Source organism: Burkholderia torrens, from assembly GCF_984668525.1.
Genome location: NZ_OZ480211.1, coordinates 1,952,370 through 1,977,289, shown reverse-complemented (window position 1 = coordinate 1,977,289; position 24,920 = coordinate 1,952,370). Strand labels below are relative to the sequence as shown.

Below are 24,920 nucleotides of genomic sequence, written 5' to 3'. Positions count from 1 at the left end.
CTGTCATTGTGCAAGAGAGGCCACCAAGGACGCCATATGTCATTTTTAGGTGCACCCTAGTCTGACTGTCAGGTGCCATCGCGAGGGACTTAGGGGTTAGTCGCGAGACGCTTTATCAGTAACTCAAACGGAAACAGGCCAGCGACACAGCGTGACGAAATGGTTCAGCAAGAGAGGCCGGGGAGGGATTCCCGGCTTTTTCTTTTCTACGCCTTCGGCCTATCATTGCGGTTCACTAGCAATCATCATGAGATAAGTGAATATGGAGCAGCGCTTCCCTGCGGAGGGCTTCTTTGATCTTTCGGCCGGCGACCTCTATGGGCTCGCCTGTGAACAGTACAGGGCGTTCTATGCAGCGCAAACGCCCCTGAACGCGTTTCTGGTTTCGGTGACACTGTTCCACTTGCTTGATTGGCTGGTCAAGAATGGGACGAAGGAAAGCGTTAGGGAAAAACTTGCCACCAAGGCTGCGGCTGAGCGCTCGGCAGAGGAGGCGCTAGTTCTCAAGATCCACAGCCTCGAAGCGTTCCGAGCAGTTGTCAGTGCTGCCAACAACGCCAAGCATCGCATGCTGGACGGTAAAACGAGGCCGGCATACGCGAAAAGAATCAAGAGTGGCTTTTTCGCTGGAGTTTCGCGCGTAGGAGACCGGCTCCGGACTGAGTACCTCATCCTCGACGTGGACGGAGAGCCCGTATGGCTGCGTGACGCGTTCGGCGCCGTACTCGGCGTATACCGGGAGTATTTTGAAGGAGCGGACTATCGATAACGTGTGCTAAAGCGTGGCACTCCCGGCGCGTAAACTTCTGGAGCCACATATGAAACGGCCGGTAATGTTGCAGATATGTTACAGGCCGCGGGTTTATTACTTGACGTTGCCGCAAATATACAGCGGGCCGTGGACCTGACGTGCGAGGCCGAGCACGTCGTTCAGCCGGTCTATGGCGAAAAGTGGGTCGAGAACTGTATCGATCTATCCTGAGGCGTTTTAGGCATGTACGGGCGGCCGGGAGATGTAGGGCGCACCGTTGAGCCCCACGACTAACGCTCGGCGGCGTCTAGGTTTTGGGCGATTGCTATACCGTTGGCCTGCAGATAGTTGCGGAGGGACAAGTAGTTGTCGCGGTACTTCTTTGCCTTCACCTCTTTGGGGCTGAACCACAGACTGATGGCGTGGACTGGGTTATCGTCCCTGGATCGGTCCAGCTCCCGAAAAAATAGCGGGGAGAGTTGTTGGAGAATCGCAGCAGCCGACGCCTCGTGCTCCCGCTTTCCTTGTGTGAATGCATTGATAGCAAATCGCAAGGACCCAATCACCACATCAACTAAGCTGCAAAAATGCGCCTGCCCGATAGCGGCAATGTGATATCCGATAATGAACTTGATCTGCATCGTGCTGCTATACGGTAGCTTCCCAGTAAGGCCAATTGCAAGCTTTTCGCGAAGCTGATCGTCAAGTTGTTTATCCGTGAATCTATCGATCAGTACAAGACCTGCCACTTTAGGGCGGTGTAAAAAACAATCAAAATGATAGCAGAGGGTGTTGATTCCATTCCGTCGCGCATCATCCGACGATGTTGCGATGTCGTGTAGTAGTAGGTTGACTAGCAACTTTACGTCGAATTTTACTGCTGCGCCTATGATGGCTTGTTTGAATTTAATAAAATTTTCATGTGACATTTTTTCTGGGCCGGGGTTGAACTTTACTAGAAAGTCGGAGGGAACCCCGAATCGCCGTCGTATGTCCATCAATTCATTTGACAAATCTATGGCCTTCTCGGTGTCAATTGCGACTCCACCGTAAACGAAGAAGTCGCCTGGCACTTTTTTGAAGTTGGTCTCATCACAGTATAGGAGGTACATGGCAATTGTTCCTTGTCGGTGTTGTATGCCACTGAGTGCTATCCCATTATAATCACAAATTCTCGAGATCGGCTGGCATGGCGCCAGCATCGATTCTAGTGAAAAAATAGTCAATGCGAAGAAGCGTGGGCAACAATTCAATTAGCACTTCGAATGTCAATTTTGAAGAAATGCTTTCGTCTACCTGTCACCAACGCCATTTTTCATACCAGAGGTTACTGCTTTCAGGAGGTATTTATGGAAAGATTGATAAATTTTCTTGGCTTCACGTATATTGGAGCGGCGAGTCTGGATATCGTTAGTTCATGCTCAGTCTTCATATGTGGAGGGCGTCGGTAAGAAAGTTGGCTGCGATTTTTTTGAAACCCACTGAATGATTGCCAGCCCTAATATCAAAATACCAAGTGAGATAATTGAGAACCCTTCCAGGTTCGCGTAATAGGATTGTAGAAACTGACATGTGTTGCATACGCCGTGTACGAAGTATCGGCAGGTGAAGTCAGAAATCGTAACGAAGGCGATCGCAGTATATGTGGCCCAGAAAATTATATTGTCACGGACTTTTTGTACGCCTCCGGGCATCCATGCTCTAATGCATGAAAAGTAAGCGGAAATCATCACAAACCCATAAATCAATGAAATATAAAATATCATCATCAGGGTTGCAAAGAAGAATTTCCATGTAATCGTTGATCGTGCTAATTCGAAAAATATCGCTGCCGTGGTTGTTGTGATTATCAGGTTTGTGGCCCACGATAGTGGTTTGAAGACTCCCCATTTTGCTAGGCACGTTGCCGATTTTCTTGCGTTGAATACTGTGCTAAGCAAGGCGGCAAGGGGCGTCACAGCAACGATTGCCAATATTGCATAGCTGAGAATGAGGAGAGATGTATTGGTTGTATATTTCTCTCCTATCGAGTCCAGGGTCAGCTTATGCCATGCATCATTTCCGAAATTTGAAAGTCCACCTAGAATTAGGGATGGAAGAACTACTGGTAGGGCGTTTCTAATCCAGTAATGCAGGATGGGGCGTATTCTAAGTTTTCCGTTGTCGTCAATTATGGTTATTATTTCGTTTATCGAGACGATGGTTTTTTTTGCGTTGTTTGGGGTGGTTTTCATGGGTACGCTATTTTTCGGGGTCATGCGTGAGTGTTCATTGTTTCATGACTTCTGGTTTTTGTCAGATTAATGCCGTAGCAGCTGCAAAATTCGGCTAAAACTCCGGTCGAGCTATAGCGGAAGGCTACTGGGGCAGTGGGTGTTTGAGCATCTGAAGATCCCATGCTCGCCGATAGCTGCAGGCTCCGTTATGTTGAATCCCTTATCGAGATGGCCTCATGCCGCAGGTCAGGCCCTTCAGACGGCACGCTGTTCGACTTCGGCGGGAATTACGAGGAGTTCCTGACGAGTCAGGGGCAGGAGTAAGTGTCCTGAGTCGTACCCGATCTGATGTATCCGGGAGGCCCGCCAGGTTTTACTTGGCGGGCTTTTTCATTTCCGCATCATGTCGACGCCCGCCAGCGCCGCGCATTCCCGTTTCCTCTGCTTAATCGACTTCAGGTAAATTACCCACCCAACGCCCCCATCATTCCCCATTTCATCCCGGAGCCGCCCTCGATGCCGGACCATCCTCTCCCGCTCGACCTGTCCGGCCTTGCGCCAAGCCTGTACGCGCAGGGCACCGAGGAGGCCATCCTGTCGCGCCTGATGGAGCGGATTACACCGACCAACCGCTTCTGCGTCGATATCGGCGCGAGCGACGGTCTGCGCAACAGCAACACCGCACGGCTGCTGCGCGAGCAGGATTGGGCCGGCGTGCTGGTGGAAGGCAGCGCGTACCGGTTCGGCAAGCTGGCCGCGCACTACGCAGGTGTGGAGCGCGTGCGCCTGCACCACGACCGCGTCCAGCCCGACACGGTTGACCAACTGCTCGCCGAGGCGAACTTACCGACCGACTTCGACCTGCTGTCGATCGACATCGACGGCAACGACTACTGGGTCTGGCGCGGCCTGCAGGCGTTCCAGCCGCGCATCGTCGTGATCGAATACAACCCGTACTACACGCCGCCCGAACGCTGGGTCATGTGCTTCAACCCGGACCACGAATGGGACGGCTCGACCTATTACGGCGCGAGCCTCGAATCGCTCGTGCATCTCGGCCGGCAGAAGGGCTATGAACTCGTCTGCTGCGACGACATGGGCAACAACGCGTTCTTCGTGCGGCAGGACCTGTATCCGCTGCTCGGCATCGCGAACAACGATCCTTCGGTGCTGTTCCGGCCGGCGATGTACAAGCTGCGCTACGTCGGGCACAACACGTTCCTGACCGGTCATCCGTATCGGCACGGGCCGGCCGAGCACATCTGAATGGGCACGCTTGCAGCCACCTTCGACGAGATTCGCGATGCCTACGCGCTCGGCCGGGGCAAGGCGCCGCGCCGGATCAGCGAACGCGTGTGGCATCTGTCGACCGACAGCGGCGGCGATGTGGCGGTCAAGCTCTACGCGTCCGGACACCATGCACGCGCGGCCAAGGAAGCCGCCGTCCTCGCTCATCTGGAAACGCACGGCGATCCCCGATTCCATGTGCAGACGCTGAAGCGCACGACGTCCGGCGAACCGCTGTGGACGGGGCAGGGTTCGCACGCGATGGTGACGCGCTGGGAAGCCGGGCAGTTCAGGACCTACGATACGTTCTCGCCGGCCGAATGGGATGCACTCGGTGCGAGTCTGGCCGCGTTGCATCTGAGCCTCGAACACCTGCATCTGCCGTCGCTCGACACGATCCGCGCGCGGCTGACCGCGATCGACGCCGATGCCGTGCGCGGCAGCCTGCTCGACGCGCTGAATCGCGCAGGCTCGAACGACAGCGCCGCGAACCTGCGCCGCTATGTCGATCTCGCGCTGCGCATGCTCGACCGCTACTATCCGGGCAGCATCGACGCGTTTCCCGCCGACGATCCGCAGCACCCGATTCACAACGACTACAACCAGTTCAACTATCTGTTCACGGGCACGCTGCCGCCGTTGATCCTCGACTGGGAAGCGTCGATCGGCGCGCCGCGCGAGTACGAACTGGTGCGGTGTCTGAACCATCTGCCGCTGGAAGCGCCGCAGCTGGCGGAAGCGTTCGTGCGCGGATACCGGCGCGTACGGCCGGTGAATCCCGCATGCATCGCATGGGCGGTCGATGCCGCGTGCCTGCAGCACGCGCTCAAGCTGTGGGTCGTGCAAGGCTGGCTCGACGATCCGTCGCGCTTCGCGTCGCAGCTGAACGGCGCGGTGACGATGGCGTCAGCGATGGTGGATGCGCGCGAGCGTCTCGTCGATTTCTTTTCCCGTTGCGTGGAAGCAGGAACCTGAAGTGAGTGCGAATCCGAACAAGATCCCGAATCCGTCGCCGTCCGGCGAGCGGCAGCATGTCTTTCCGCCGCCCCTCGATCGCGACTACCGCGTCGAAAACGGCCGCATCCGGACGCGCTCGCTGGAAGCGCATATCGTCGATCACTGCAACCTGACCTGCGCGGAATGCTGCTCGCTGTCGCCGCTGTTGCCCGAGTGGCATGCACGCCCCGAGTCGATCGAGGCCGATCTGCGCAAGGCCGCGAAAGTGTTGAGCCCGCGCATGTTCAAGCTGGTCGGCGGCGAACCGCTGCTGCATCCGGCGCTCGTCGAACTGATCGAACGCGTGCGCGCGACGGGCATTGCGCCGGTGATCTCCGTCACGACGAACGGGCTGAAGCTCGGCGAGATGCCCGACGCGTTCTGGCAGGCGGTGGATGCGCTGACGATCTCGCGCTATCCGAAGCCGGGGCTTTCACCCGACCTGATCGCGCATGTCGAACACCAGGCTGCGCGTTTCGACGTGCGCCTGAACTGGAAGGTGCAGGACGTGTTCACGACGATGAATCGCGCGCAGCCCGGCACGGACCGCGACGAAGCGCAGCGCCTGTATCACGATTGCTGGATCCGCGAGCGCTGCCATATGATTCGCGACGGCATGTTCTACACGTGCACGCGTCCCGCGCATTTCCATACGCTCTACAAGGGCGAGAAGGATTTTCAGGCCGACGGCCTGCCGCTGCGCGACGACGCAGGCATGCTCGACGCGATGCTCGCGTATCTGCAACGCGAGGCGCCGCTCGAAGCGTGCCTGCATTGCCAGGGCGGCAGCGCGCCGGTGGCGCCGCATCGCATCCTGAAACGCATTGAAGTGGACACCTTGAAGGCTCGTTATCCATGATCGTCGGCACGCGCGACCCGTTCGGTTTCGATCGTCTGCACTACCATCCGCGCGGCGGCGTGTCGGCGTCCGGCATTCGCGCCACGCTGCGCGCGGCGGAACAACCGGCCGGTGCGCCGGACACGGCCGCCATCGCGGGCTACCTGAGCGGCGAGCGTCTCGTCGGCCGCACCGTGCTGCGCGACGTGCTCGCGGTGCCGCCTGGGCACGCGCTGATCCGTTCGCCGGAAGGGCTGACGGTGCAGCCGTCGCCGGAACGGCCGCAGCACGCCGACCTGGACGCCGTGCTGCGCGCGTCGCTGCAACGCGCGCTCGACAGCGGCAAGCGCGTCGCGCTGGCGCTGAGCGGCGGGCTCGATTCCGCGCTGCTGCTCGCGTTGCTGCGCGAGCTCGGCGCATTGCGGCACGTGACGGCCTACATCCTCGCGACCGACATGCCCGACTACTGCGAACTCGACGCGGCGCTCGAACTCGCCATGCAGATGCAGGCGAACGTGAAAATCGTGCGCGCGAACGAGGCCGATTTCGTCGCGGCGCTGCCGAGAACGACTCACGCGGTCGAGGAACCGATGTTCAACCTGCATCCGGTCGCGAAGCTGTTGCTGGCCGAGGCGATGGCGGCAGACGGCGTCGAGGTCGCGATTACCGGCGACGGCGCGGATCAGGTGTTGCGCCGCGACCAGTCGGCCAATTATCTGCCGCTGTGCCACGCGTTGTTCGATGCGGCGTCGGTCGACCTGCATCCGCCGTTCGTCGATGCGGCCGTCGTCGCCCATCTGACGAGCATCGCGCCCGACCCGGACAAGCAATGCCTGCGCGATCTCGGTGCGCGGCTGAACCTGCCCGATCGTCTGGTGCACGGCCCCAAGCGCGGGCGGCTCGCGCCGGCGATGGATCTCGGCGTGCTGCTCGATCGCGACCGCACGCATGCGCTGGCCGACACGCTCGGGCTTGCCGCGCCCACGCTGCAGGCCGATACCGAACGCGTGTTGTGGGCGACGCTGGTGTTGATCCTCGATCATCTCGCGCACCTTCACGTCGATGCCGTGCATCGCCCAAGCTGAACTGCTCATGAAACGCATCCTGTTCTGCGTGGTGCCCGAGAAGGGCCACGTCAATCCGTGCATCGGTCCGGCCCAGCACCTGCGTGCCGCGGGCTGCGACGTCGCGTTCTACGCGCCGGCCGACATCAGCGCACAGCTGGCCGGCGCCGGCGACTTCGCGTTCGTCGGGCCGCGCGAGACACCTGAGCGCCACGACCTGTCGCGCGGTGCGAGCTTCGCCGCGAACATTCGCGACGCCGGCTGGCTGCGGCACTGGATCCGTACGCTGCTGATGGACCTGGCACCGTCGCAGGTGGATGGCATCCGCGCGGTGCTGCGCGACTGGCGGCCCGACGTGGTCGTGATCGATCCGCTGCTTTATGCGGCCGCGATTGCCGCCGAACTGGAAGGGCTGCCGTGGGTGTCGATGTCGAATTCGCTGAATCCGGTGCTGCCGGACGATCTCGATTCGGAACTGTTGCGCACGGTGCGATGGCTCGCGCCGGAACGTGCCGATCTGTTTGCACGCTACGGGCTCGATGCGCGCTTTCGCGGTTGCGATGTCCTGTCGCCGCACCTAACGCTCGCGTTCACGACCGACGCGCTGGTCGGTGCGCCGCCGCCGGGTGTCGAGCTGGTCGGCCCCGCGATGCCGTCGGGCCCGCGCGGCGACGAGACGGCGTTCCCGTGGGAGCGGATCGACGCCGCTCGCCCGCTCGTCTACATGTCGCTCGGCAGCCAGCTTTACTACCACCCGGACCTGTTCGCGAAGGTGATCGACGCGACGCGCGCGACGTCGGCGCAACTGGTGCTGTCGGTGGGCGAACTGGTCGATTCGAACCTCTTGCCGGCCGCCGACGGGCGTGTGATCGCCGTGCGTTATGCGCCGCAACTGGCGCTGCTGCGGCACACGCACGCGTTCGTCAGCCACGGTGGCGCGAATTCGGTGATGGAGTCGCTCGCGTGCGGCGTGCCGATGCTGCTGTCGCCGTTCTGCAACGACCAGTTCCATTCGGCGCACTTCGTCGAGCGGGCCGGCACGGGGTGCGTGCTCGATCTGCAGCAGGCCGGCGTCGCGGCGATTGCCGATGCGCTCGAACGCCTGTTGCGTCCCGGTTCGCTGCGCGAGCACGCGGCGCGCATCCGCGACAGCTACGCGCGCGACGGCTCGGCGGAGGCTGCGCGCCTGATCAGCGCACTCGCTTCAGGAAACCGCCTGGCGACAGCGTCATGAGCACGCGGTCCTCGATGTCGGTGTCGGCTTCGAACCGGTCGTCGCGCGCGAGAAATTCACGCGCGGCCGTCGCCGGATTGTTGCCGCGGCCGTAAGGCTTGCCGTCGAACATCGACGCGGGCAGATACTCCATGATCGTATCCATCACGATCGCGTAGCTGCCGGGCGTCACGAGCGGCGCATAGCATTCGAGTTCGCGCAGCACGTGCGCGTGCGTATGCGTGAGGTCGAGGATCGCCATCACGCGCGCGCCGTCGCCGATCTGCGCGCGTACCGACGCGAGCGTGCCGGCTGCGCACGAATCGCCTTCGATCAGCGTCATGCGATGGGCGAGCCGGTGCGATTGCAGGCGCTGCCTGACTTCATCGCGCAGGCGCGGTTCGATCGCGACGACGCGGCCGTGTTCGCCGGCCAGTTCCAGCATCGACGCGGAGAACACGACGCCGCCGCCCGCCGCGATGCCGGTCTGCACGATGCAGTCGGGGCGCTCGCGCCAGATCAGTTCCTGGAGCGCGAGCATGTCGCCGGGCAGATGGAAGAAGCGCTCGCCGAGCCAGCGCGTCTGGAACAGATGGTCGAATTCGGCAGCGCGCGTCAGCCATTCGATATTGATGTCCCGCATGCGGGCCGAAGGACGCTCTGACATGGTCAATGCAACAAGTAGGAGTGACGTGAAAACGCTGGAACCGTGGCTTCGCCGGTACTGGAACATCGTGCCGGCACGCGTGCACGCGCTGGCATCGGGCCATACTAACAAAACGTATCTCGTCGAGTGCGATGCGGGGCGCGCGGTGCTCCGCGTGTCGTGGCCCGGCAAGCCGGTCGAGCAGGTGCATCGCGAGGCGTCGATACTCGGTCGTCTCGGCGATTCGCGCACGGGGCCGATATTGCCCGCGCTGCCACGGCTGCGGCCGACCGTCGATGCGCAATCCGGCGTGCAGGTCGACGATGGACGCTGGCTGCACCTGTTCGAACATATCGACGGCCAGCCCGGCCTGCCGCATGACGCTCACGCGGGGGCGATCGATGCGATGCGCGCGCTGGCACACCTGCATGCGGCACTGGCCGCGATACCCGTGAACGCATCGACGCCGCTGGCGTGGCTGTCGGCGCGCCATGCGCGCGTGGCGTCGCGCTCGATGCCGTCGCTGCCGTGCGACCTGAGCGGCGATTACACCACGGCGATCGAGCGGATCGGCGCGCATCTCGATGCCGCCGCGCACTGGCTGACAGGGCCGGTGCACTGGCTGCACGGCGACTATCACGCGGGCAACCTGCTGTATGTCGGGCACGCGGTGAGCGGCGTGCTGGATTTCGACGATGCGGGGCAGGGTGCGCAGTGGCTCGAGGCGGCCTTTGCGCTGTTCGCGCTGTCGCGTGATGCGGGCCGGGACGATCGCTTCGTGTTCGAGGCGCCGCGATGGGAGGCCGGCTTGCTTGCCTATGCGGCGATGCGGTCCGATGCTGTGCCGGGCTGGATGCGCACCAATCGCGATGCGTTGACGATGCTGTTCTGCGCGGACCAGACGCTGATTCATCTGGAAGCCGCACAGCGCGGCTTGTGGGTGCCGGGGCCCGGCATCGGCTTTCTCGGTGGCTGGCGGCAGTTGCTGGACAGCGCGGCACCGGGAATCTGACCGGCCGCGGCTTCAGTCCTGCCGATTCAGGAACAGTCGTACGGCTTCGACGGTGTTGGGCCGCGCTTCGCCATGTCGTGACCCGTCGTGCATGCAGAACAGCACGTCGCGATGCTTCGCCAGGCTGGCGTCGACATGCGCGCACATCGCGTCGAACAGCGCCTGCGGCGACGGCGCAGGGCGCCGCCAGTCGTCCAGTATCGCGGTCCAGCCCGTGTGTTCGCGCTGCACTCGCGCCAGCACGCCGGCGCGATCGTCCTGCGGCATCAGCCCGTAGGGAAGACGCAGCGGGATCGCGTCCGGCGCGGCCACGCCGGCCATGCGACAGGCATCGCGGATCAGCGCGTCGGTCGCTTCGATCTCGTCGATCAGTGCGTCGTCCGCCAGGGCGCCCGGCCTTGCGTGCGAATGAGTGTGATTGCCGAGCCGGTGGCCTTCGCGCGCGATTCTCGCGGCGACGTCGAGTGCGCCCGCCAGATTTTTACCGAGCAGGAAGAAGGTTGCCTTGCACGATGCGTCGCGCAGGACGTCGAGCAACGCAGGTGTCGACGGGCCGGGGCCGTCGTCGAAGCTGAGGTGAATGGATGGCATGGATCGACCCGTCGCTCACTGAACCGGCTCGATGGCCAGCGGACACGTGCCGACGCGGGCGATCAGTAGTAATCCATAGGCGAGCGCCACGCGAGCATCCTTCATGGTCGAGGTTGAGATCGGGCCGGAGGGTCCGAACGGCCGGCGACGATGATTCTAAGACGCTTCATGTGCGCCGGCGAGACGGGATGACGATCGTCGGTTCGCGCTTTCGATCGCATGCCGAGCCTGCGATGCCGGCCGGCACGCCGTCAAGCATTGTCAAATCGCCGCGATATCACGATGCCTGACGTTTCAGCCCATGCGTGAAGGCTGTCACGCACGGGTCGATTGAGTATCCTTGGATGCGATTCGCGGCACTCACTCAGTCACAACCGGGAGGCTTCACATGAATGCACGTCTATGCCGCGCGACCGTTGCCGGCGCGCTGATCGGATTGCTCGCACCGTTTTCGGTGGCCCATGCGCAGCTTGGCGATGTCCTGAAACAGGTCGGCGGCGGCGATTCGGGCGGCAGCGCGGGCGGTGCGCTCGGCAACCTCGGCGGCCTCGGCGGCGCGCTGACGGGCGGCGGCGGTGCGTCGCTGACACCGGGCAGCACCGGCAACGTCGCGGGCCTGCTGCAGTTCTGCATCCAGAACAACTATCTCGGCGGCGCGTCCGGCGGCGGCGCAGCGTCGGTGAAGGACGCGCTGATGGGCAAGCTCGGCGGCAATGCGTCGTCGGACAGCGGCTATACGAGCGGCGCGAGCGGGATCCTCGACGCCGGCAACGGCGGCAAGCTCGACCTGAGCGGCGGCGGGCTGAAGCAGCAGGTGACCAGGCAGATCTGCGACAAGGTGCTGACGCAGGCGAAGTCGTTGCTGTAAGCGCAGCGGCACGCCACGTGCGTGCCGGCGCCGGAGCGGGCGGCGCGCGTGCACCGTACCGCGTCAGCTATTCAGACTGCGACGTCCGGCGCGGCCGAAGGACCATCGCGCAAAGCGATGCCGCGGCCGCGCGCACGCGGCGCGATGGTCGGCTCAATCGGCCAGCCGCTTGTCCGCGAGCGCCTTGCAGCAGTCTTCGTACACCCATTGCACGAGTTTCGCGCGGTAGTCGAGATCGTCGGTATCGACGATTTCCTCGACTGCGTCGCGCGCCCACGACGCGTCGACGAACCCCGCGTGCCGCTTCGCGATGTCCTGCGCCAACGCCGCGAGCTTCGCGACCGCGAGCCAGTCGGCCTGGCGGTGATGGCGGTCGAGCCAGCGGTGCGCGGCCTGGACCTGGAACGCGGCGTCCGGCCACGATTCGTTGAGGTAAAACGCGCCGAGGTTGCCGCAGGTGAGCCAGCAAAGCAGTTCAAGGCGATCTTGCGAGCCGAGGAGATGGGGTGCGTCGGTCATGGCAGCGCTCACGAAATGCGTCGATTCCGGGCGGCGCCGGTTGCAATGGGCCGGTGCCGATAATAAAAACATAGCACGATGCGGGCCCGCCCGCGCACCCGGATGGATGCTGACGTGGCGGCGGCGAGACGGACGCGGCGCGCGCGTTCACGGCCGGCGGCAGAGGAAGGGGGAGCGGGAACGGAAAGTGCGCGAAAGTGCAGCAACGGGCGGCCGTGCGCGGCCGCTTTCGCCGCGAAGCGGGCCCGTCGTCGGGCCCGCCTCAGCCCGGCGGGCGGGCCGCCGGCGTGCGGGGTTCAGGTCGGCGTGTGCGTGGCGCGCGCGATCGAGCGGATGCTGCGCTCGACGCGGATCAGGATGATCAGCACCGCCAGCGACACGAACGAATACAGCGCGACGAGCGCGGCGGCGCCGGCGTAGCGCGCGGTCTGGCCGTTCTCGGCGGCCGTGTCTTCCGCGGCCTTCTTCTCGTTCTCGATCGCGGTACGGCGTGCGTCGTAGCGCTCGGAGAAATCGCGCATGACGGCCGACACGATGTCGGTGTACGCCTGCTCGCGCGCATACTCGTCGCCGTGTGCGGTGACCTTCTTCTTCACGCCGGCTGCGACGTCGGTGCGCGACAGCACCTTGTCGAGATACGCGATCTGCTGCTCGAAGTAGCCGATATCCGGGTGGTCGTCGTCGCCGAGCACGCGCTGGAACGACGGCTCGTACGCGTCGCGGTCGACCGCGTAGTCGGGCGACAGGGCCGCGCGGCCGTGCTTCTGCACGATGGCGGACAACTGCGTCGACAGGCGCAGCGCGGGCGATGTGCTGTCGTCCCTGGCGGCGCCGCCGGCGGCCGGCGCGGCCTTGGCGGGTGCGTCGTTCTCCCACGCGAACGATGCGGGATCGACCTGGACGGCCGATTCGACTTTCTGCGGCTTCGACAGGCGCGCGTCGAGTGCGACCGCGCCGAAAATGACCCCGCCGATCAGCACGGCGGTCGCGAACAGCAGCACGATCACGCGCAGTACCTGAAGATAGCCGCCCTCGATTTTGGTCAGGATGCTCAAGGCATTCTCCTTTCTTATGATGAATGAGGCGCCGAGGCTAAGGTCCTTTCGAATGGCTGTCAATCGTCACGCCGGCCGACCGGAACGCTCGCTAGAATGTCGGCTTTCCTGGAGGCGGAAAACGATGAAAATCTACGACCAGTTCTACATCGACGGCGCATGGCGCAAACCGGCCGGAACCGGCACGATCGATGTGATCGACTCGGGCACCGAGGCCGTGATCGGGCGGATTCCCGAAGGCGTCGCAGCCGACGCACAAGACGCGATCCGCGCGGCGCGCGCGGCCTTCGATGCATGGGCGGCTACGCCGCCCGCGACGCGCGCGGGCTACCTGCGCAAGATCGTCGAGCATCTGCAGGCGCGCAGCGAGGAACTCGCGCAATCGATCACCGGCGAAGTCGGAATGCCGATCAAGCTGTCGCGCGCGATCCAGGTCGGCGGCCCGATCTACAACTGGAAGGCGTACGCGAAGCTCGCCGAGTCGTTCGAATTCGAGGCACAGGTCGGCAACTCGCTCGTCGTGCGCGAGCCGGTCGGCGTGGTCGCGGCAATCACGCCGTGGAACTACCCGCTGAACCAGGTCACGCTGAAGGTCGCGCCGGCGCTCGCGGCCGGCTGCACGGTGGTCCTGAAGCCGTCTGAAGTCGCGCCGCTCAACGCGTTCATGCTCGCCGAAGCGATTCACGAAGCCGGGCTGCCGGCCGGGGTGTTCAACCTCGTGTGCGGCTACGGGCCGGTCGTCGGCGAAGTGCTGGCCACCGATCCGGACGTAGACATGGTGTCGTTCACGGGCTCGACGCGCGCGGGCAAGCGTGTGGCCGAGCTGGCGGCCGCGGGCGTCAAGCGCGTCGCGCTGGAGCTGGGCGGCAAGTCGGCGTCGGTGATCCTGGACGACGCCGATTTCGCGACGGCCGTGAAGGGTACGGTCAACGCGTGCTACCTGAACGCGGGACAGACTTGCTCGGCACACACCCGGATGCTGGTGCCGGAGGCACGCTACGACGAAGCGCGCGCGATCGCGAAAGCGGCGGCCGAAACGTACGTCGCGGGCGATCCGCGGCAGGACGCGACGCGCCTCGGCGCACTCGCGTCGGCCGTGCAGCAGCAGCGCGTGCAGGCGTACATCCAGCGCGGCATCGACGAAGGCGCGGAACTCGTGACGGGCGGCACGGGCCTGCCGGAAGGACTGGCGAAGGGCTTCTTCGTGAAGCCGACCGTGTTTGGCCGCGTCGATCCGAAATCGACGATCGCGCAGGAAGAGATCTTCGGGCCGGTGCTGTCGATCATTACGTATCGCGATGAAGACGAGGCCGTGCGCATCGCGAACGATTCGCCGTACGGGCTCGGCGGCGCGGTGTGGGCCGGCAGCGACGAACGCGCGATGCGCGTCGCGCGCCGCATCCGCACGGGGCAGGTCGACATCAACGGCGGCACGTGGAACATGGCCGCGCCGTTCGGCGGCTACAAGCAGTCGGGGCACGGCCGCGAGAACGGCGTGTACGGGCTCGAAGAGTATCTCGAGTACAAGTCGATGCAGTTGAAGCCGGCGAAGCCCGCCTGAGCGCTTCTCGTGGCATGAAAGGGAAACGGCACGCTCGCGTGCCGTTTCTTTATTGACGGCCGTCAAGGTGCGCGTCGGTGGATCGTCGATCATCGCGGTTCCGATGTTCCGACGAGGTTTCAGATGACCGTACGCACTTCCTTTCCGCCGCTGACGATTCGCGGCCGCACCTTGCTGCCCGTCGTGCAGGGCGGCATGGGCGTCGGCATCTCCGCGCACCGGCTGGCCGGCAGCGTCGCGCGCGAAGGCGCGGTCGGCACGATCGCGAGCATCGACTTGCGCCACCATCACGCGGACCTGCTCGCCCGCTGCCGCGCGCAACCCGATCGCGCGACGCTCGAAGCCGCGAACCTCGAGGCGCTCGCGCGCGAGATCCGTCTCGCGAAGACTTACAGTGAAGGGCGCGGCATGATCGCGGTCAACGTGATGAAGGCGGTGAGCGCGCACGCCGACTACGTGCGAGTCGCGTGCGACGAGGGCGCGGACGCGATCGTGATGGGCGCGGGTCTGCCGCTCGATCTGCCCGACCTCACGCAAGGGCACGACATCGCGCTGATCCCGATCCTGTCGGACAGCCGCGGGATCGCGCTGGTGCTGAAGAAGTGGATGAAGAAAGGGCGCCTGCCCGATGCGATCGTGATCGAGCATCCGGCGCATGCGGGCGGCCACCTCGGCGTCACGCAGATCGACGACATGCACGATCACCGTTTCGACTTTGCACGCGTGCTCGACGAGACCGCGCAGGTGATGGCGTCGCTCGGTCTCGAACGCGAAACGATTCCGCTGATCGTTGCGGGCGGCGTCAACAGTCACGACACGGTGCGCGCGGCATTCGCGGCCGGCGCGAACGGCGTACAGGTCGGTACGCCGTTCGCGGTGACGGAAGAAGGCGATGCGCATCCGCACTTCAAGCGCGTGCTGGCCGACGCGACGCCCGACGACATCGTCGAATTCGTCAGCGTGACGGGGCTGCCCGCACGCGCGGTGAAGACGCCGTGGCTCGATCGTTACCTGCGCAACGAGACGCGCATCCGCACCAAGCTCGGCGCGCTGAAGCAGCGCTGCCCGACCGCGCTCGAATGCCTGAGCGTATGCGGCCTGCGCGACGGCATCGAGAAGTTCGGCCACTTCTGCATCGACACGCGGCTCGCGGCGGCGCTGCGCGGCGACGTCGCGAACGGGCTGTTCTTCCGCGGCCGCGAAGCGTTGCCGTTCGGCCGTGCGATCCGCAGCGTGCGCGATCTGCTCGACCTGCTGCTGACCGGCAATGCGACCGAGCCTGCGGCAAACCGTCCCACGTTTACGCTGGCTTGATGAATATCAAGATGGCGAAAAGACCCTACAGGGAGAATGGAAACCATTCTTTGGGGGTCCGTACCATGCATAAAACGATTCGAACTTGTGTCACCGCTGCCGCTCTCGCGGCGAGTCTTCTCGCGATGCCTTCGCTGTCGCACGCGGCATCGCCGGGCGACGGCATCAATCAGGGTGACGTACTGGTTCGGCTTCGCGCGATCAGCATCCAGCCGAACGAGCGCGCGAGCGACACGCTCGGCGCAATCAACACGGGCGTGAACAACGCGATCGTGCCGGAGCTCGACTTCACGTACATGATCCGCGACTACCTTGGTGTCGAGCTGATCCTCGGCACGTCGCGGCACCAGTTGACGTCGAGCCTCGGCAATCTCGGCGGCGTGGGCGTGCTGCCGCCGACGCTGCTGCTGCAGTATCACTTCAACCATGCGGGCAAGGTGCGTCCGTACGTCGGCGCCGGGTTGAACTACACGTACTTCTACAACAACGGGCTGAACGTCGGCGGGGAAGGCGTGTCGATCAACAAGAGCAGCTTTGGCCCCGCGCTGCAGTTCGGCGTGGACGTGCAGCTGACGAAGAAGGTGTTCATGAACGTCGACGTGAAGAAGATCTGGATGAGTACCGATGCGACGCTGGGCGACAAGGGCATCGGCACGCTGCACATCGATCCGCTGATCGTCGGCGTGGGCGTCGGGATGAAGTTCTGACGCGGCAGGAAAAGAACAGAGTTGGGGTTGGCGGCATGGCGGTCGGCATGCCGCTTTTTTTATGTCCGGCGGATTTACAGCTTGTCGTACTGAAAGCGCATCGCGGTGCCTTCGCGCGAGATGCGCTCCCACACCGCACGCTTTTCGTCGTCGCTCAGGAACACCCAGTTCGACACTTCGGCGGCCGTGCGGCCGCAACCCTTGCAGACTTCGTCGAAGAGGGTCGAGCACACGCCGATGCAGGGGCTGTCGGGCAGGTCGTGGAGATTGGAGGCCATCGGAAGGGTTCGCGCAGTTGAATCGTCAACCGCCATTTTAATGCATCGCGGCCGCCGGGTCGGGCGGCGCCGGCCGGCATGCTGTCCGGGTGCGCACGCACGACTGTCCGGCTGCGCGGCCGGAACGTGAACGCGGTTTCGCCGCCGCCTGTTTTTCCCGGTGGACAGACGCCGATTACCCGATAGAATTCCCCCGGAGCGCCCCGTCGCACGGGCGGCCCGACGGGCCGGCGGCGGGAATCTGTTCCGTTTGCGCGACACCGGCATGATTTTTTTGTGACGGGGCGCGAATGATGGTAGTTTTCGGGGTTTTCGAGGGGCGGCGCGCCAGAATGCGCCGCCATGACGAGGCAGACGGCAGCCGGGCAACGCGTCCGGCCGGAGGGAGAACGGGATGAAAGCAAAGGTAGTGGGCCGGTTCGCAGCGCTCGCGCTGTGCGTGGGTGCGTCGGCGGCAGCGGCGAAGGATACGCAGCTCAATGTCTATAACTGGTCGGACTACATTGCGAAGGACACGATCCCGAACTTCGAGAAGCAGGCGGGCGTGAAGGTCCGCTACGACAACTACGACAGCGACGACACGCTGCAGGCGAAGCTGCTGACCGGCAGCTCGGGCTACGACATCGTCGTGCCGACCAGCAACTACGCGGGCAAGCAGATCGCCGCCGGCATCTTCGCGCCGCTCGACAAGTCGAAGCTGCCGAACCTCAAGTATCTCGATCCGCAACTGATGGCGCTCGTCGCCGGCGCGGATCCGGGCAACAAGTACTCGGTGCCCTGGGCGTACGGCACGACCGGTCTCGCGTACAACCTGACGAAGGCGCAGCAGGCGCTCGGCAAGGTGCCGCTCGACAACTGGGACATCCTGTTCAAGCCGGAAAACATCTCGAAGCTGAAGAGCTGCGGCGTGTCGGTGCTCGACGCGCCCGACCAGATGTTCGCGGCGACGCTGCACTACATCGGCAAGGATCCGATGAGCACGAACCCGGCCGACTACAAGGCCGCGATGGAAGTGCTGAAGAAGATCCGTCCGTACATCACGCAATTCAACTCGTCGGGCTACATCAACGACCTGGTCGGCGGCGACATCTGCTTCGCGTTCGGCTGGTCGGGCGACGTCGTGATCGCGAAGCATCGCGCGATCGAGGCGAAGAAGCCGTACAAGGTCGAATACTACATTCCGAAGGGCGGCGCGCCGGTGTGGTTCGACGTGATGGCGATCCCGAAGGACGCGAAGAACAAGGATGCCGCGCTGCAGTGGATCAACTACATCGAGGATCCGAAGGTGCACGCGGCGATCACGAACGCGGTGTACTACCCGAGCGCCAACGCCGAGGCCCGCAAGTACGTGCGGCCCGACGTGGCGAACGACCCGGCCGTCTACCCGCCGGCCGACGTCGTGAAGACGCTGTTCCTGCTCAAGCCGCTGCCGCCTGAAATCCAGCGTCTGCAGACGCGTCTGTGGACCGAGCTGAAGTCGGGCCGCTGACGCCAGCCGAAGTGAACCAGCAGTCATGAAGCCCCTGGTGCCCCCGGGGGCTTTGTTCGTCTAACGCAGGAGAGAAGCAGCACATCATGAATAGCCAGTCGGGTGCGCCGGTTGCGGGCGCGCCGTTCTCCGTTTCCTCCTCCGGCGCCGATGCGCGCGCCGAGAATTTTGTCCAGATCGTCGACGTCGTCAAGAAATTCGGCGACACCGAAGCCGTGCGCAGCGTCAACCTGACCGTGCGCCAGGGCGAGCTGTTCGCGCTGCTCGGCAGCTCGGGCTGCGGCAAGTCGACGTTGCTGCGGATGCTCGCGGGCCTCGAGACGGTCACGTCGGGCAAGATCCTGATCGACGGCGAGGATCTCGCGCAGATGCCGCCGTACAAGCGGCCCGTGAACATGATGTTCCAGTCGTACGCGCTGTTCCCGCACATGTCGGTCGAGTCGAACGTCGCGTTCGGGCTGAAGCAGGAAGGCACGCCGAAGGCCGAGCTGAAGGAACGCGTCGCGTCCGCGCTCGAACTCGTGCAGATGAGCAAGTACGCGAAGCGCAAGCCGCATCAGCTCTCCGGCGGCCAGCAGCAGCGCGTCGCGCTCGCGCGTTCGCTGGTCAAGCGCCCGAAGCTGCTGCTGCTCGACGAGCCGATGTCCGCGCTCGACAAGCAGATCCGCCAGCGCACCCAGATCGAGCTCGTCAACATCCTGAACAAGGTCGGCGTCACCTGCATCATGGTCACGCACGACCAGGAAGAAGCGATGACGATGGCCAACCGCCTCGCGGTGATGAGCGAAGGCCAGATCGTGCAGATCGGCTCGCCGAACGAAGTGTACGAATACCCGAACAGCCGCTTCTCGGCCGAGTTCATCGGCTCGACGAACCTGTTCGACGGCGTGACCGTCGAGGACGAGCCCGACCACGTGTACATCGAATCGCCGGAGCTGCCGAGCCGGCTGTACGTGAGCCACGGGATCTCGGGCCCGCTCGGGATGCCTGTCACGGTGTCGGTGCGCCCCGAGCGGATCGCGCTCACGCGCAAGCCGCCCGAAGGCGCGTTCAACTGGGCGCGCGGTCGGATCAGCAACGTCGCGTACATGGGCGGCTATTCGCTGTATCACGTGAAGCTCGACGGCGGCAAGACGGTGATCGCGAACGTGTCGAGCCTCGCGATTTCCGAGCTCGACACGCCGGCGCTCGGCGACGAGATCTACGTGCGCTGGAGCGCGACGGCCGGTGTGGTGCTGACGTCATGAATGCGTTCAAGTCCCTGCTCGAGTGGCCGGTGCGGCGCTTCAACCTGACGGGCGCGTCGGCGGTCGTCGCCGGGCCGTTCACGTGGCTCGTGCTGTTCTTCCTCGTGCCGTTCGTCCTGGTCGTCAAGATCAGCTTCGCGGAGCTGCAGCTCGGCATTCCGCCGTACACGGAACTCGCGTCGTACACCGACGGCGTCGTGCATATTGCGCTGAACCTGTCGCACTACGCGTTCCTGTTCACGGACAGCCTGTATTTCGCGACCTACGTGAACTCGGTGTGGGTGGCCGCGATCACGACGCTGCTGTGCCTGCTGGTCGGCTATCCGATGGCGTACTACATCGCGCGCTCGAATCCGGCGACCCGCAACCTGCTGATGATGGGCGTGATGCTGCCGTTCTGGACGTCGTTCCTGATCCGCGTGTACGCGTGGATCGGCATCCTGAAGAACAACGGGCTGCTGAACAACTTCCTGATGTGGGTCGGCCTCACGCATACGCCGATCGAGCTGTACCGCACGAACTACGCGGTCTACATCGGGATGGTGTATTCGTACCTGCCGTTCCTCGTGATGCCGCTCTACGCGCACCTCGTGAAGATGGACCTGCGCCTGCTCGAGGCTGCGTACGACCTCGGTGCGAAGCCGTGGAAGGCATTCGTGCAGATCACGCTGCCGCTGTCGAAGAACGGGATCATCGCGGGCTGCCTGCTGGTGTTCATCCCGGCGGTGGGCGAGTACGTGATTCCGGAGCTGCTCGGCGGTGCGAACACGCTGATGATCGGCCGCGTGATGTGGAACGAGTTCTTCAACAACGCAGACTGGCCGATGGCGTCGGCCGTGACCTGCGCGATGGTGCTGCTGCTGCTCGTGCCGATGGCGATGTTCCAGCACTTCCAGGCGAAGGAACAGGGAGGCCGTCGATGAAGCCGAATCGTTACCTGCAGTTCGCGGCGCTGTTTGCCGGCTTCGCGTTCCTGTACATCCCGATCCTCAGCCTGATCGTCTATTCGTTCAACGAGTCGAAGCTCGTTACCGTGTGGTCGGGTTTCTCGTTCCGCTGGTACGCGGCGCTCGTGGAGGATGACGAGCTGCTGACGGCCGCGTGGCTGTCGCTGAAGATCGGCGTGCTGACCGCGTTCGCGTCGGTGTTCATCGGCACGTGGGCCGGTTTCGTGCTCGCGCGGATGGGGCGCTTTCGCGGTTTCGCGCTGTTCAGCGGGATGATCAACGCGCCGCTCGTGATCCCCGAGGTGATCCAGGGGATCTCGCTGCTGCTGCTGTTCATCGAGCTCGCGAAATGGATCGGCTGGCCGGCCGAGCGCGGCGTGTTCACGATCTGGCTCGGCCACGTGATGCTGTGCATCTCGTACGTCGCGATCATCGTGCAGTCGCGCGTGCGCGAGCTGAACCCGTCGCTGGAAGAAGCCGCGCTCGATCTCGGTGCGACGCCGCTGAAGGTGTTCTTCACGATCACGCTGCCGCTGATCTCGCAGGCGCTGATCGCCGGCTGGCTGCTGTCGTTCACGCTGTCGATCGACGACCTCGTGCTGTCGGCGTTCCTGTCGGGCCCCGGCTCGACGACGCTGCCGCTCGTCGTGTTCTCGCGCGTGCGCCTCGGCCTGAACCCGGAGATGAACGCGCTCGCGACGCTGTTCATCGTCGCGGTGACGGCCGGCGTCGTGATCGCGAACTTCGTGATGCTGCGCCAGGAACGCAAGCGGATGGCAGGATACGCGACCTGATCCACAGGTTGCGGCCGCAATGAAAAACGCCCGGTGCCGACGACGAGTCGGGCCGGGCGTTTTGTTTGGAGGGGCGTGGATCCGTTCCGCGTCCGGCTCAAGCGCCGAACGCCGCCTTCCCCAGCAACCCCAGCGCCACGCATACGAGCACGGCAGCAAAACCGGCCTGCACGTGCCGCGCGGCGAGGTGGTGCGATGCGACGCGGCCGGCGGCCATGCCGAGCGCGGTCGCGACGGTGAACCACAGCGTCACGTCGAGCGGCGCGCGCGTGCCTGCCACGAGCGTCGCGAGTACGCCGCCCGTGCCGACCAGTGCGATCACCATCAGCGATGTCGCGACCACGCCGTGCATCGACACGTTCGTGAACTTGCGCAGCATCGGCACGATCACGAAGCCGCCGCCGACGCCGAGCAACCCCGTCATCAGGCCCGTCACCGCGCCGGTCGACGCGAGCGCGACACCGACCGGCCAGGACCAGACGAGCCGGCCCGTGTCGGGGTTGATGCGGCCGACGCACAGCGGCGACGCGTCCGCGTCGGCGGGGGCGTGCCGCAGCGCCTGCCGCAGCAGGCGGCCGGCGACGACCAGCATCGTCAACGCGAACAGCGTGAGCAGCAGGCGCTGCGGCAGCACGTGCGCGAGCCGCACGCCGAGCGTGGTCAGCGGCACGCCGGCCACGGCCATCAGCAGCGCCGCGCGATAGCGCACGAGCCCGCGGCGAAAGCCTTCGAGCGCGCCGAGCGCGGCGCTGCCCGCCACCGCGACGAGGGCGACGGGCGTGGCCTGCTGCATCGGCCAGCTCATCCCGACGACGAGCGCGGGCACCGCGAGAATGCCGCCGCCGGCACCGGTCAGGCCGAGCACGGCACCGACGAAGCCGCCCAGTACGAGGGAGATCAACATGACGTCATCGCGCTCCGGTCAACGTGCGACGGCGGGCTTCGCGAGCCATTCGCGGCCCTTGAGCATCGCCTTCCAGTAGAGCGGCGGCAGCACGCGCTCCTTGAGCAGCCACGCGAGCCGCGACGGGCGCTTGCCGTCGATCAGCCACGCGGGGAAGGTCGGCGCGACCTTGCCGCCGTACAGGAACTCGGCGAGCACGATCTTGCCGCGCTCGACGGTGAGCGGGCACGAGCCGTAGCCGTCGTATGCGGCGTCGCCGTGTGCGCGGCCGAGCGACGCGAGCAGGTTGTGCGCGACGACGGGCGCCTGCTTGCGGGCGGCCGCGGCCGTTTTCGCGTTGGTCGTGTTGGTGACGTCGCCGAGCGCGTAGATGTCCGGAAAGTGCTTGTGCCGCAGCGTCGCCGGATCGACGTCGATCCAGCCGGCCGCGTCGGCGAGCGGGCTCGATCGCACGAAATCGGGCGCCTTCTGCGGCGGCACCACGTGGATCATGTCGAACGAACGCACGACGGTTTCCTTGCCGCCGTCCGGCAACGCGCGCGTGAACGTCGCCTGGCGCGCGGGGCCATCGATCGCGACGAGGTTGTGGCCGAACGACAGCGCGATGTCGTAGCTTCTCACGTACTCCATCAGCGCGGGCACGTAGTCGGCGACGCCGAACAGCGCGCTGCCTGCATTCAGGAACTCGACGTTCGCGGCTTCGAGGCGGCCCGTGCGCCGCCAGTGATCGCACGACAGGTACATCGCCTTCTGCGGCGCGCCTGCGCACTTGATCGGCATCGGCGGCTGCGTGAAGAGTGCATTGCCGCCGCGGAACGCGCGCACGAGCTCCCACGTGTACGGCGCGAGATCGTAGCGGTAGTTCGACGTGACGCCGTTGCGGCCGAGCGTGTCGGCGAGGCCGTCGATCGCGTGCCAGTCGAGCTTGAGTCCCGGGCACACGACGAGCTTGCGATAGCCGATGCGGCGGCAGCCGTCGAGCACGATCGCGTGCGCGTCGGGTTCGAAGCCCGCGACGGCGGCCTGGATCCGGTGCACGCCGCGCGGCAGCACGTCGGTCATCCGGCGCGCGGTGGTTTCCGGCTGGAACACGCCCGCGCCGACCATCGTCCAGCCGGGCTGGTAGTAGTGGACGTCGGCCGGATCGATCACCGCGATGTCGAGCGACGCGTCGCGCGCGAGCAGGCTCGATGCAACCGCGATGCCGGCCGCGCCCGCGCCGACGATCACGATGTCGTGGCGCGCGTCGACGCCCGGTGCCGCCTGACGGCCACCCGGTGCGACGCGCGATGCCAGCGCGCTCAGGTCGTAGCCGGCTGCGCCGGCGGTGGCGACGATGTCGTTCAGCGGACGCAGCGCCGCTTGCGACAACGCCCACAGCGTGGCCGATCGCGTGCCGCTGCGGCAGTACGCGAGCACCGGGCCGTCGAGCGACGCGAGCAGCGCGCCGAACCGCGCGGCCTGTTCGTCGGTCACCTTGCCGGTATCGACCGGCAGGTAATGCACGTCGATGCCGAGCGGCGCGGCGGCCGCGCGGATCTCGGTGACGGTCGGCTGGTCGGCGCCTTCGCCGTCGGGCCGGTTGCAGATGATCGCGCGGATGCCGGCCGCGTGAAGCGCGGGCAGGTCGGCCGCCGCGATCTGCGGCGAGACCGACAGCGTGCCGGTCAGCTTGCGGATGGTCGTCATGTCGGGGTTCTCGGTGGGGTGCAGGCGCTCAGATCGCGTCGAGCGGGATCTTCAGATAGCGCACGCCGTTGTTCTCGGGTTCGGGCAGGTGGCCGGCGCGCATGTTGACCTGCACGGACGGCAGCATCAGCACGGGCATGTCGAGCGTCGCGTCGCGCGCGGTGCGCATCGCGACGAAATCGTCCTCGGTCACGCCGTCCTTCACGTGCACGTTCGCGCGGCGCTGCTCGGCGACGGTCGTCACGAACTGCACGTCGCGGCCGCCCGGCTGGTAGTCGTGGCACAGGTACAGGCGCGTGTCGGCCGGCAGCGCGAGCACGCGCGCGATCGAGCGGTACAGCGTGCGCGCATCGCCGCCGGGGAAGTCGCAGCGGGCCGTGCCGTAGTCGGGCATGAACAGCGTGTCGCCGACGAACGCCGCGCGCTGCGTCGCGTCGTCCACGCAGTAGGTCATGCAGGCGGGCGTATGGCCCGGCGTATGCAGCGCGCGGATCGTCAGTGCGCCGAGCGCGAGCGTGTCGCCGTCGTCGACGAGCCGGTCGAACTGGCGGCCGTCTTCCGCGAAGCCCGGGCCCGCGTTGAACAGCGTGCCGAACACGTGCTGCACGCGACGCACGTGCGAGCCGATCGCGATCCGGCCGCCGACCCGTGCTTTCAGGTAGGGCGCGGCTGACAGGTGATCGGCGTGCACGTGCGTTTCCAGCAGCCAGTGCACGGTCGCGCCGAGGTCGGCGACGCGGGCGATCAGCCGGTCCGCGCTGGCGGTGCGCGTGCGGCCGGATTTCGGGTCGTAGTCGAGCACGCTGTCGATCAGCGCACACGCGCGGCTCTCGGTGTCGAGCAGGAGATAGCTGACGGTGTGGGTCGCCGGGTCGAAAAAGCCTTCGACCGACAGGGCGGGGGCGTTGCTCACGGGGTGTCCTCGATCGGGTTC

The 24,920-nt window shown here is 64.9% G+C and carries 25 protein-coding genes; 15 read left to right on the top strand and 10 right to left on the bottom strand.

The features are described from left to right. The first annotated feature begins 262 nt into the window (after positions 1-262). On the top strand, positions 263-769 hold the full coding sequence (locus AC5LXX_RS09050) for a hypothetical protein (RefSeq protein ID WP_493409268.1): 507 nt from the start codon (positions 263-265) through the stop codon (positions 767-769). Between the two features lie 272 nt (positions 770-1,041). On the opposite strand, the gene AC5LXX_RS09045 is transcribed toward AC5LXX_RS09050, so the two are convergent. After that, a complete protein-coding gene (locus tag AC5LXX_RS09045; protein ID WP_493409267.1) occupies positions 1,042-1,863 on the bottom strand; it encodes a DUF3800 domain-containing protein in 822 nt (273 codons plus the stop codon). 309 nt (positions 1,864-2,172) lie between these two features. After that, positions 2,173-3,009 (bottom strand): hypothetical protein, encoded by an 837-nt coding sequence (locus AC5LXX_RS09040; RefSeq protein ID WP_493409266.1) that lies wholly within the window; start codon positions 3,007-3,009, stop codon positions 2,173-2,175. Between the two features lie 474 nt (positions 3,010-3,483). Here AC5LXX_RS09040 and AC5LXX_RS09035 point away from each other — a divergent pair, with 474 nt between their 5' ends. Genes AC5LXX_RS09035 through AC5LXX_RS09015 form a run of 5 tightly spaced genes read left to right on the top strand, consistent with a single transcriptional unit; the run spans position 3,484 to position 8,386 of the window. Continuing rightward, on the top strand, positions 3,484-4,233 hold the full coding sequence (locus AC5LXX_RS09035; RefSeq protein ID WP_493409265.1) for an FkbM family methyltransferase: 750 nt from the start codon (positions 3,484-3,486) through the stop codon (positions 4,231-4,233). Continuing rightward, positions 4,234-5,229: a phosphotransferase enzyme family protein gene (locus tag AC5LXX_RS09030; RefSeq protein WP_493409264.1), complete on the top strand. Its 996-nt coding sequence runs from the start codon at positions 4,234-4,236 to the stop codon at positions 5,227-5,229. Position 5,230: 1 nt separating this feature from the next. Further along, a complete protein-coding gene (locus AC5LXX_RS09025; protein WP_493409263.1) occupies positions 5,231-6,109 on the top strand; it encodes a 4Fe-4S cluster-binding domain-containing protein in 879 nt (292 codons plus the stop codon). Beyond that, positions 6,106-7,173, top strand: coding sequence for an asparagine synthase-related protein (locus AC5LXX_RS09020; RefSeq protein ID WP_493409262.1), 1,068 nt, complete (start codon positions 6,106-6,108; stop codon positions 7,171-7,173). Before AC5LXX_RS09025 ends, AC5LXX_RS09020 begins: the two co-directional genes overlap by 4 nt. Before the next feature lie 7 nt (positions 7,174-7,180). Then, positions 7,181-8,386, top strand: coding sequence for a glycosyltransferase (locus AC5LXX_RS09015; protein WP_493409261.1), 1,206 nt, complete (start codon positions 7,181-7,183; stop codon positions 8,384-8,386). Here the strand turns inward: AC5LXX_RS09015 and AC5LXX_RS09010 are convergent. Beyond that, positions 8,343-9,032, bottom strand: coding sequence for a cephalosporin hydroxylase family protein (locus AC5LXX_RS09010; RefSeq protein ID WP_493409260.1), 690 nt, complete (start codon positions 9,030-9,032; stop codon positions 8,343-8,345). The two genes, AC5LXX_RS09015 and AC5LXX_RS09010, sit on opposite strands and share 44 nt — an antisense overlap. Here AC5LXX_RS09010 and AC5LXX_RS09005 point away from each other — a divergent pair. Continuing rightward, a complete protein-coding gene (locus AC5LXX_RS09005) occupies positions 9,031-10,023 on the top strand; it encodes a phosphotransferase (protein WP_493409259.1) in 993 nt (330 codons plus the stop codon). The two genes, AC5LXX_RS09010 and AC5LXX_RS09005, sit on opposite strands and share 2 nt — an antisense overlap. Before the next feature lie 12 nt (positions 10,024-10,035). On the opposite strand, the gene AC5LXX_RS09000 is transcribed toward AC5LXX_RS09005, so the two are convergent. Then, on the bottom strand, positions 10,036-10,614 hold the full coding sequence (locus AC5LXX_RS09000; protein WP_493409258.1) for a polysaccharide deacetylase family protein: 579 nt from the start codon (positions 10,612-10,614) through the stop codon (positions 10,036-10,038). A 388-nt stretch (positions 10,615-11,002) separates the two neighbouring features. On the opposite strand from AC5LXX_RS09000, the gene AC5LXX_RS08995 reads away from it, so the two are divergent. Beyond that, positions 11,003-11,482, top strand: coding sequence for a YjjA family protein (locus AC5LXX_RS08995; protein WP_493400810.1), 480 nt, complete (start codon positions 11,003-11,005; stop codon positions 11,480-11,482). 153 nt (positions 11,483-11,635) lie between these two features. Here the strand turns inward: AC5LXX_RS08995 and AC5LXX_RS08990 are convergent, their stop codons facing one another. Both AC5LXX_RS08990 and AC5LXX_RS08985 read right to left on the bottom strand, forming a co-directional pair. Further along, positions 11,636-12,001: a hypothetical protein gene (locus AC5LXX_RS08990; RefSeq protein ID WP_124451973.1), complete on the bottom strand. Its 366-nt coding sequence runs from the start codon at positions 11,999-12,001 to the stop codon at positions 11,636-11,638. A gap of 296 nt (positions 12,002-12,297) precedes the next feature. Beyond that, positions 12,298-13,056, bottom strand: a complete 759-nt coding sequence (locus tag AC5LXX_RS08985) for a hypothetical protein (RefSeq protein ID WP_493409257.1) — start codon at positions 13,054-13,056, stop codon at positions 12,298-12,300. Positions 13,057-13,180: 124 nt separating this feature from the next. On the opposite strand from AC5LXX_RS08985, the gene AC5LXX_RS08980 reads away from it, so the two are divergent. The 3 genes from AC5LXX_RS08980 to AC5LXX_RS08970 all read left to right on the top strand — a co-directional run bounded on the left by AC5LXX_RS08980 (position 13,181) and on the right by AC5LXX_RS08970 (position 16,638). Beyond that, complete coding sequence (locus AC5LXX_RS08980; protein ID WP_493409256.1) at positions 13,181-14,617, top strand: aldehyde dehydrogenase family protein; 1,437 nt, start codon at positions 13,181-13,183, stop codon at positions 14,615-14,617. A 123-nt stretch (positions 14,618-14,740) separates the two neighbouring features. Further along, positions 14,741-15,931 (top strand): NAD(P)H-dependent flavin oxidoreductase, encoded by a 1,191-nt coding sequence (locus AC5LXX_RS08975; RefSeq protein WP_493409255.1) that lies wholly within the window; start codon positions 14,741-14,743, stop codon positions 15,929-15,931. Positions 15,932-15,996: 65 nt separating this feature from the next. Further along, complete coding sequence (locus AC5LXX_RS08970) at positions 15,997-16,638, top strand: OmpW/AlkL family protein (RefSeq protein ID WP_124451965.1); 642 nt, start codon at positions 15,997-15,999, stop codon at positions 16,636-16,638. A gap of 74 nt (positions 16,639-16,712) precedes the next feature. Here the strand turns inward: AC5LXX_RS08970 and AC5LXX_RS08965 are convergent, their stop codons facing one another. Further along, positions 16,713-16,916 (bottom strand): DUF1289 domain-containing protein, encoded by a 204-nt coding sequence (locus tag AC5LXX_RS08965; protein ID WP_010095552.1) that lies wholly within the window; start codon positions 16,914-16,916, stop codon positions 16,713-16,715. A gap of 394 nt (positions 16,917-17,310) precedes the next feature. On the opposite strand from AC5LXX_RS08965, the gene AC5LXX_RS08960 reads away from it, so the two are divergent. From AC5LXX_RS08960 to AC5LXX_RS08945, 4 genes are all read left to right on the top strand, one after another. Next, positions 17,311-18,405, top strand: coding sequence for a polyamine ABC transporter substrate-binding protein (locus AC5LXX_RS08960; protein WP_493400805.1), 1,095 nt, complete (start codon positions 17,311-17,313; stop codon positions 18,403-18,405). Between the two features lie 86 nt (positions 18,406-18,491). Next, entirely contained in the window at positions 18,492-19,652 is a 1,161-nt protein-coding gene (locus AC5LXX_RS08955; protein WP_493409254.1) for an ABC transporter ATP-binding protein, read from the top strand. Beyond that, a complete protein-coding gene (locus AC5LXX_RS08950) occupies positions 19,649-20,575 on the top strand; it encodes an ABC transporter permease subunit (RefSeq protein WP_493409253.1) in 927 nt (308 codons plus the stop codon). The genes AC5LXX_RS08955 and AC5LXX_RS08950 overlap by 4 nt, the downstream gene beginning before the upstream one ends. Then, the gene (locus AC5LXX_RS08945; protein WP_176047911.1) at positions 20,572-21,393 is read left to right on the top strand and encodes an ABC transporter permease subunit; all 822 of its coding nucleotides are present in this window, start codon (positions 20,572-20,574) and stop codon (positions 21,391-21,393) included. Before AC5LXX_RS08950 ends, AC5LXX_RS08945 begins: the two co-directional genes overlap by 4 nt. A 97-nt stretch (positions 21,394-21,490) precedes the next feature. Here the strand turns inward: AC5LXX_RS08945 and AC5LXX_RS08940 are convergent, their stop codons facing one another. The 3 genes from AC5LXX_RS08940 to AC5LXX_RS08930 are packed head-to-tail and all read right to left on the bottom strand — an operon-like array spanning position 21,491 to position 24,899. Then, positions 21,491-22,297 (bottom strand): sulfite exporter TauE/SafE family protein, encoded by an 807-nt coding sequence (locus tag AC5LXX_RS08940; RefSeq protein ID WP_493409252.1) that lies wholly within the window; start codon positions 22,295-22,297, stop codon positions 21,491-21,493. Between the two features lie 18 nt (positions 22,298-22,315). After that, the gene (locus AC5LXX_RS08935; protein ID WP_493409251.1) at positions 22,316-23,986 is read right to left on the bottom strand and encodes a bifunctional protein tyrosine phosphatase family protein/NAD(P)/FAD-dependent oxidoreductase; all 1,671 of its coding nucleotides are present in this window, start codon (positions 23,984-23,986) and stop codon (positions 22,316-22,318) included. 28 nt (positions 23,987-24,014) lie between these two features. Further along, positions 24,015-24,899: an MBL fold metallo-hydrolase gene (locus tag AC5LXX_RS08930; RefSeq protein ID WP_493409250.1), complete on the bottom strand. Its 885-nt coding sequence runs from the start codon at positions 24,897-24,899 to the stop codon at positions 24,015-24,017. Positions 24,900-24,920: the final 21 nt, after the last annotated feature.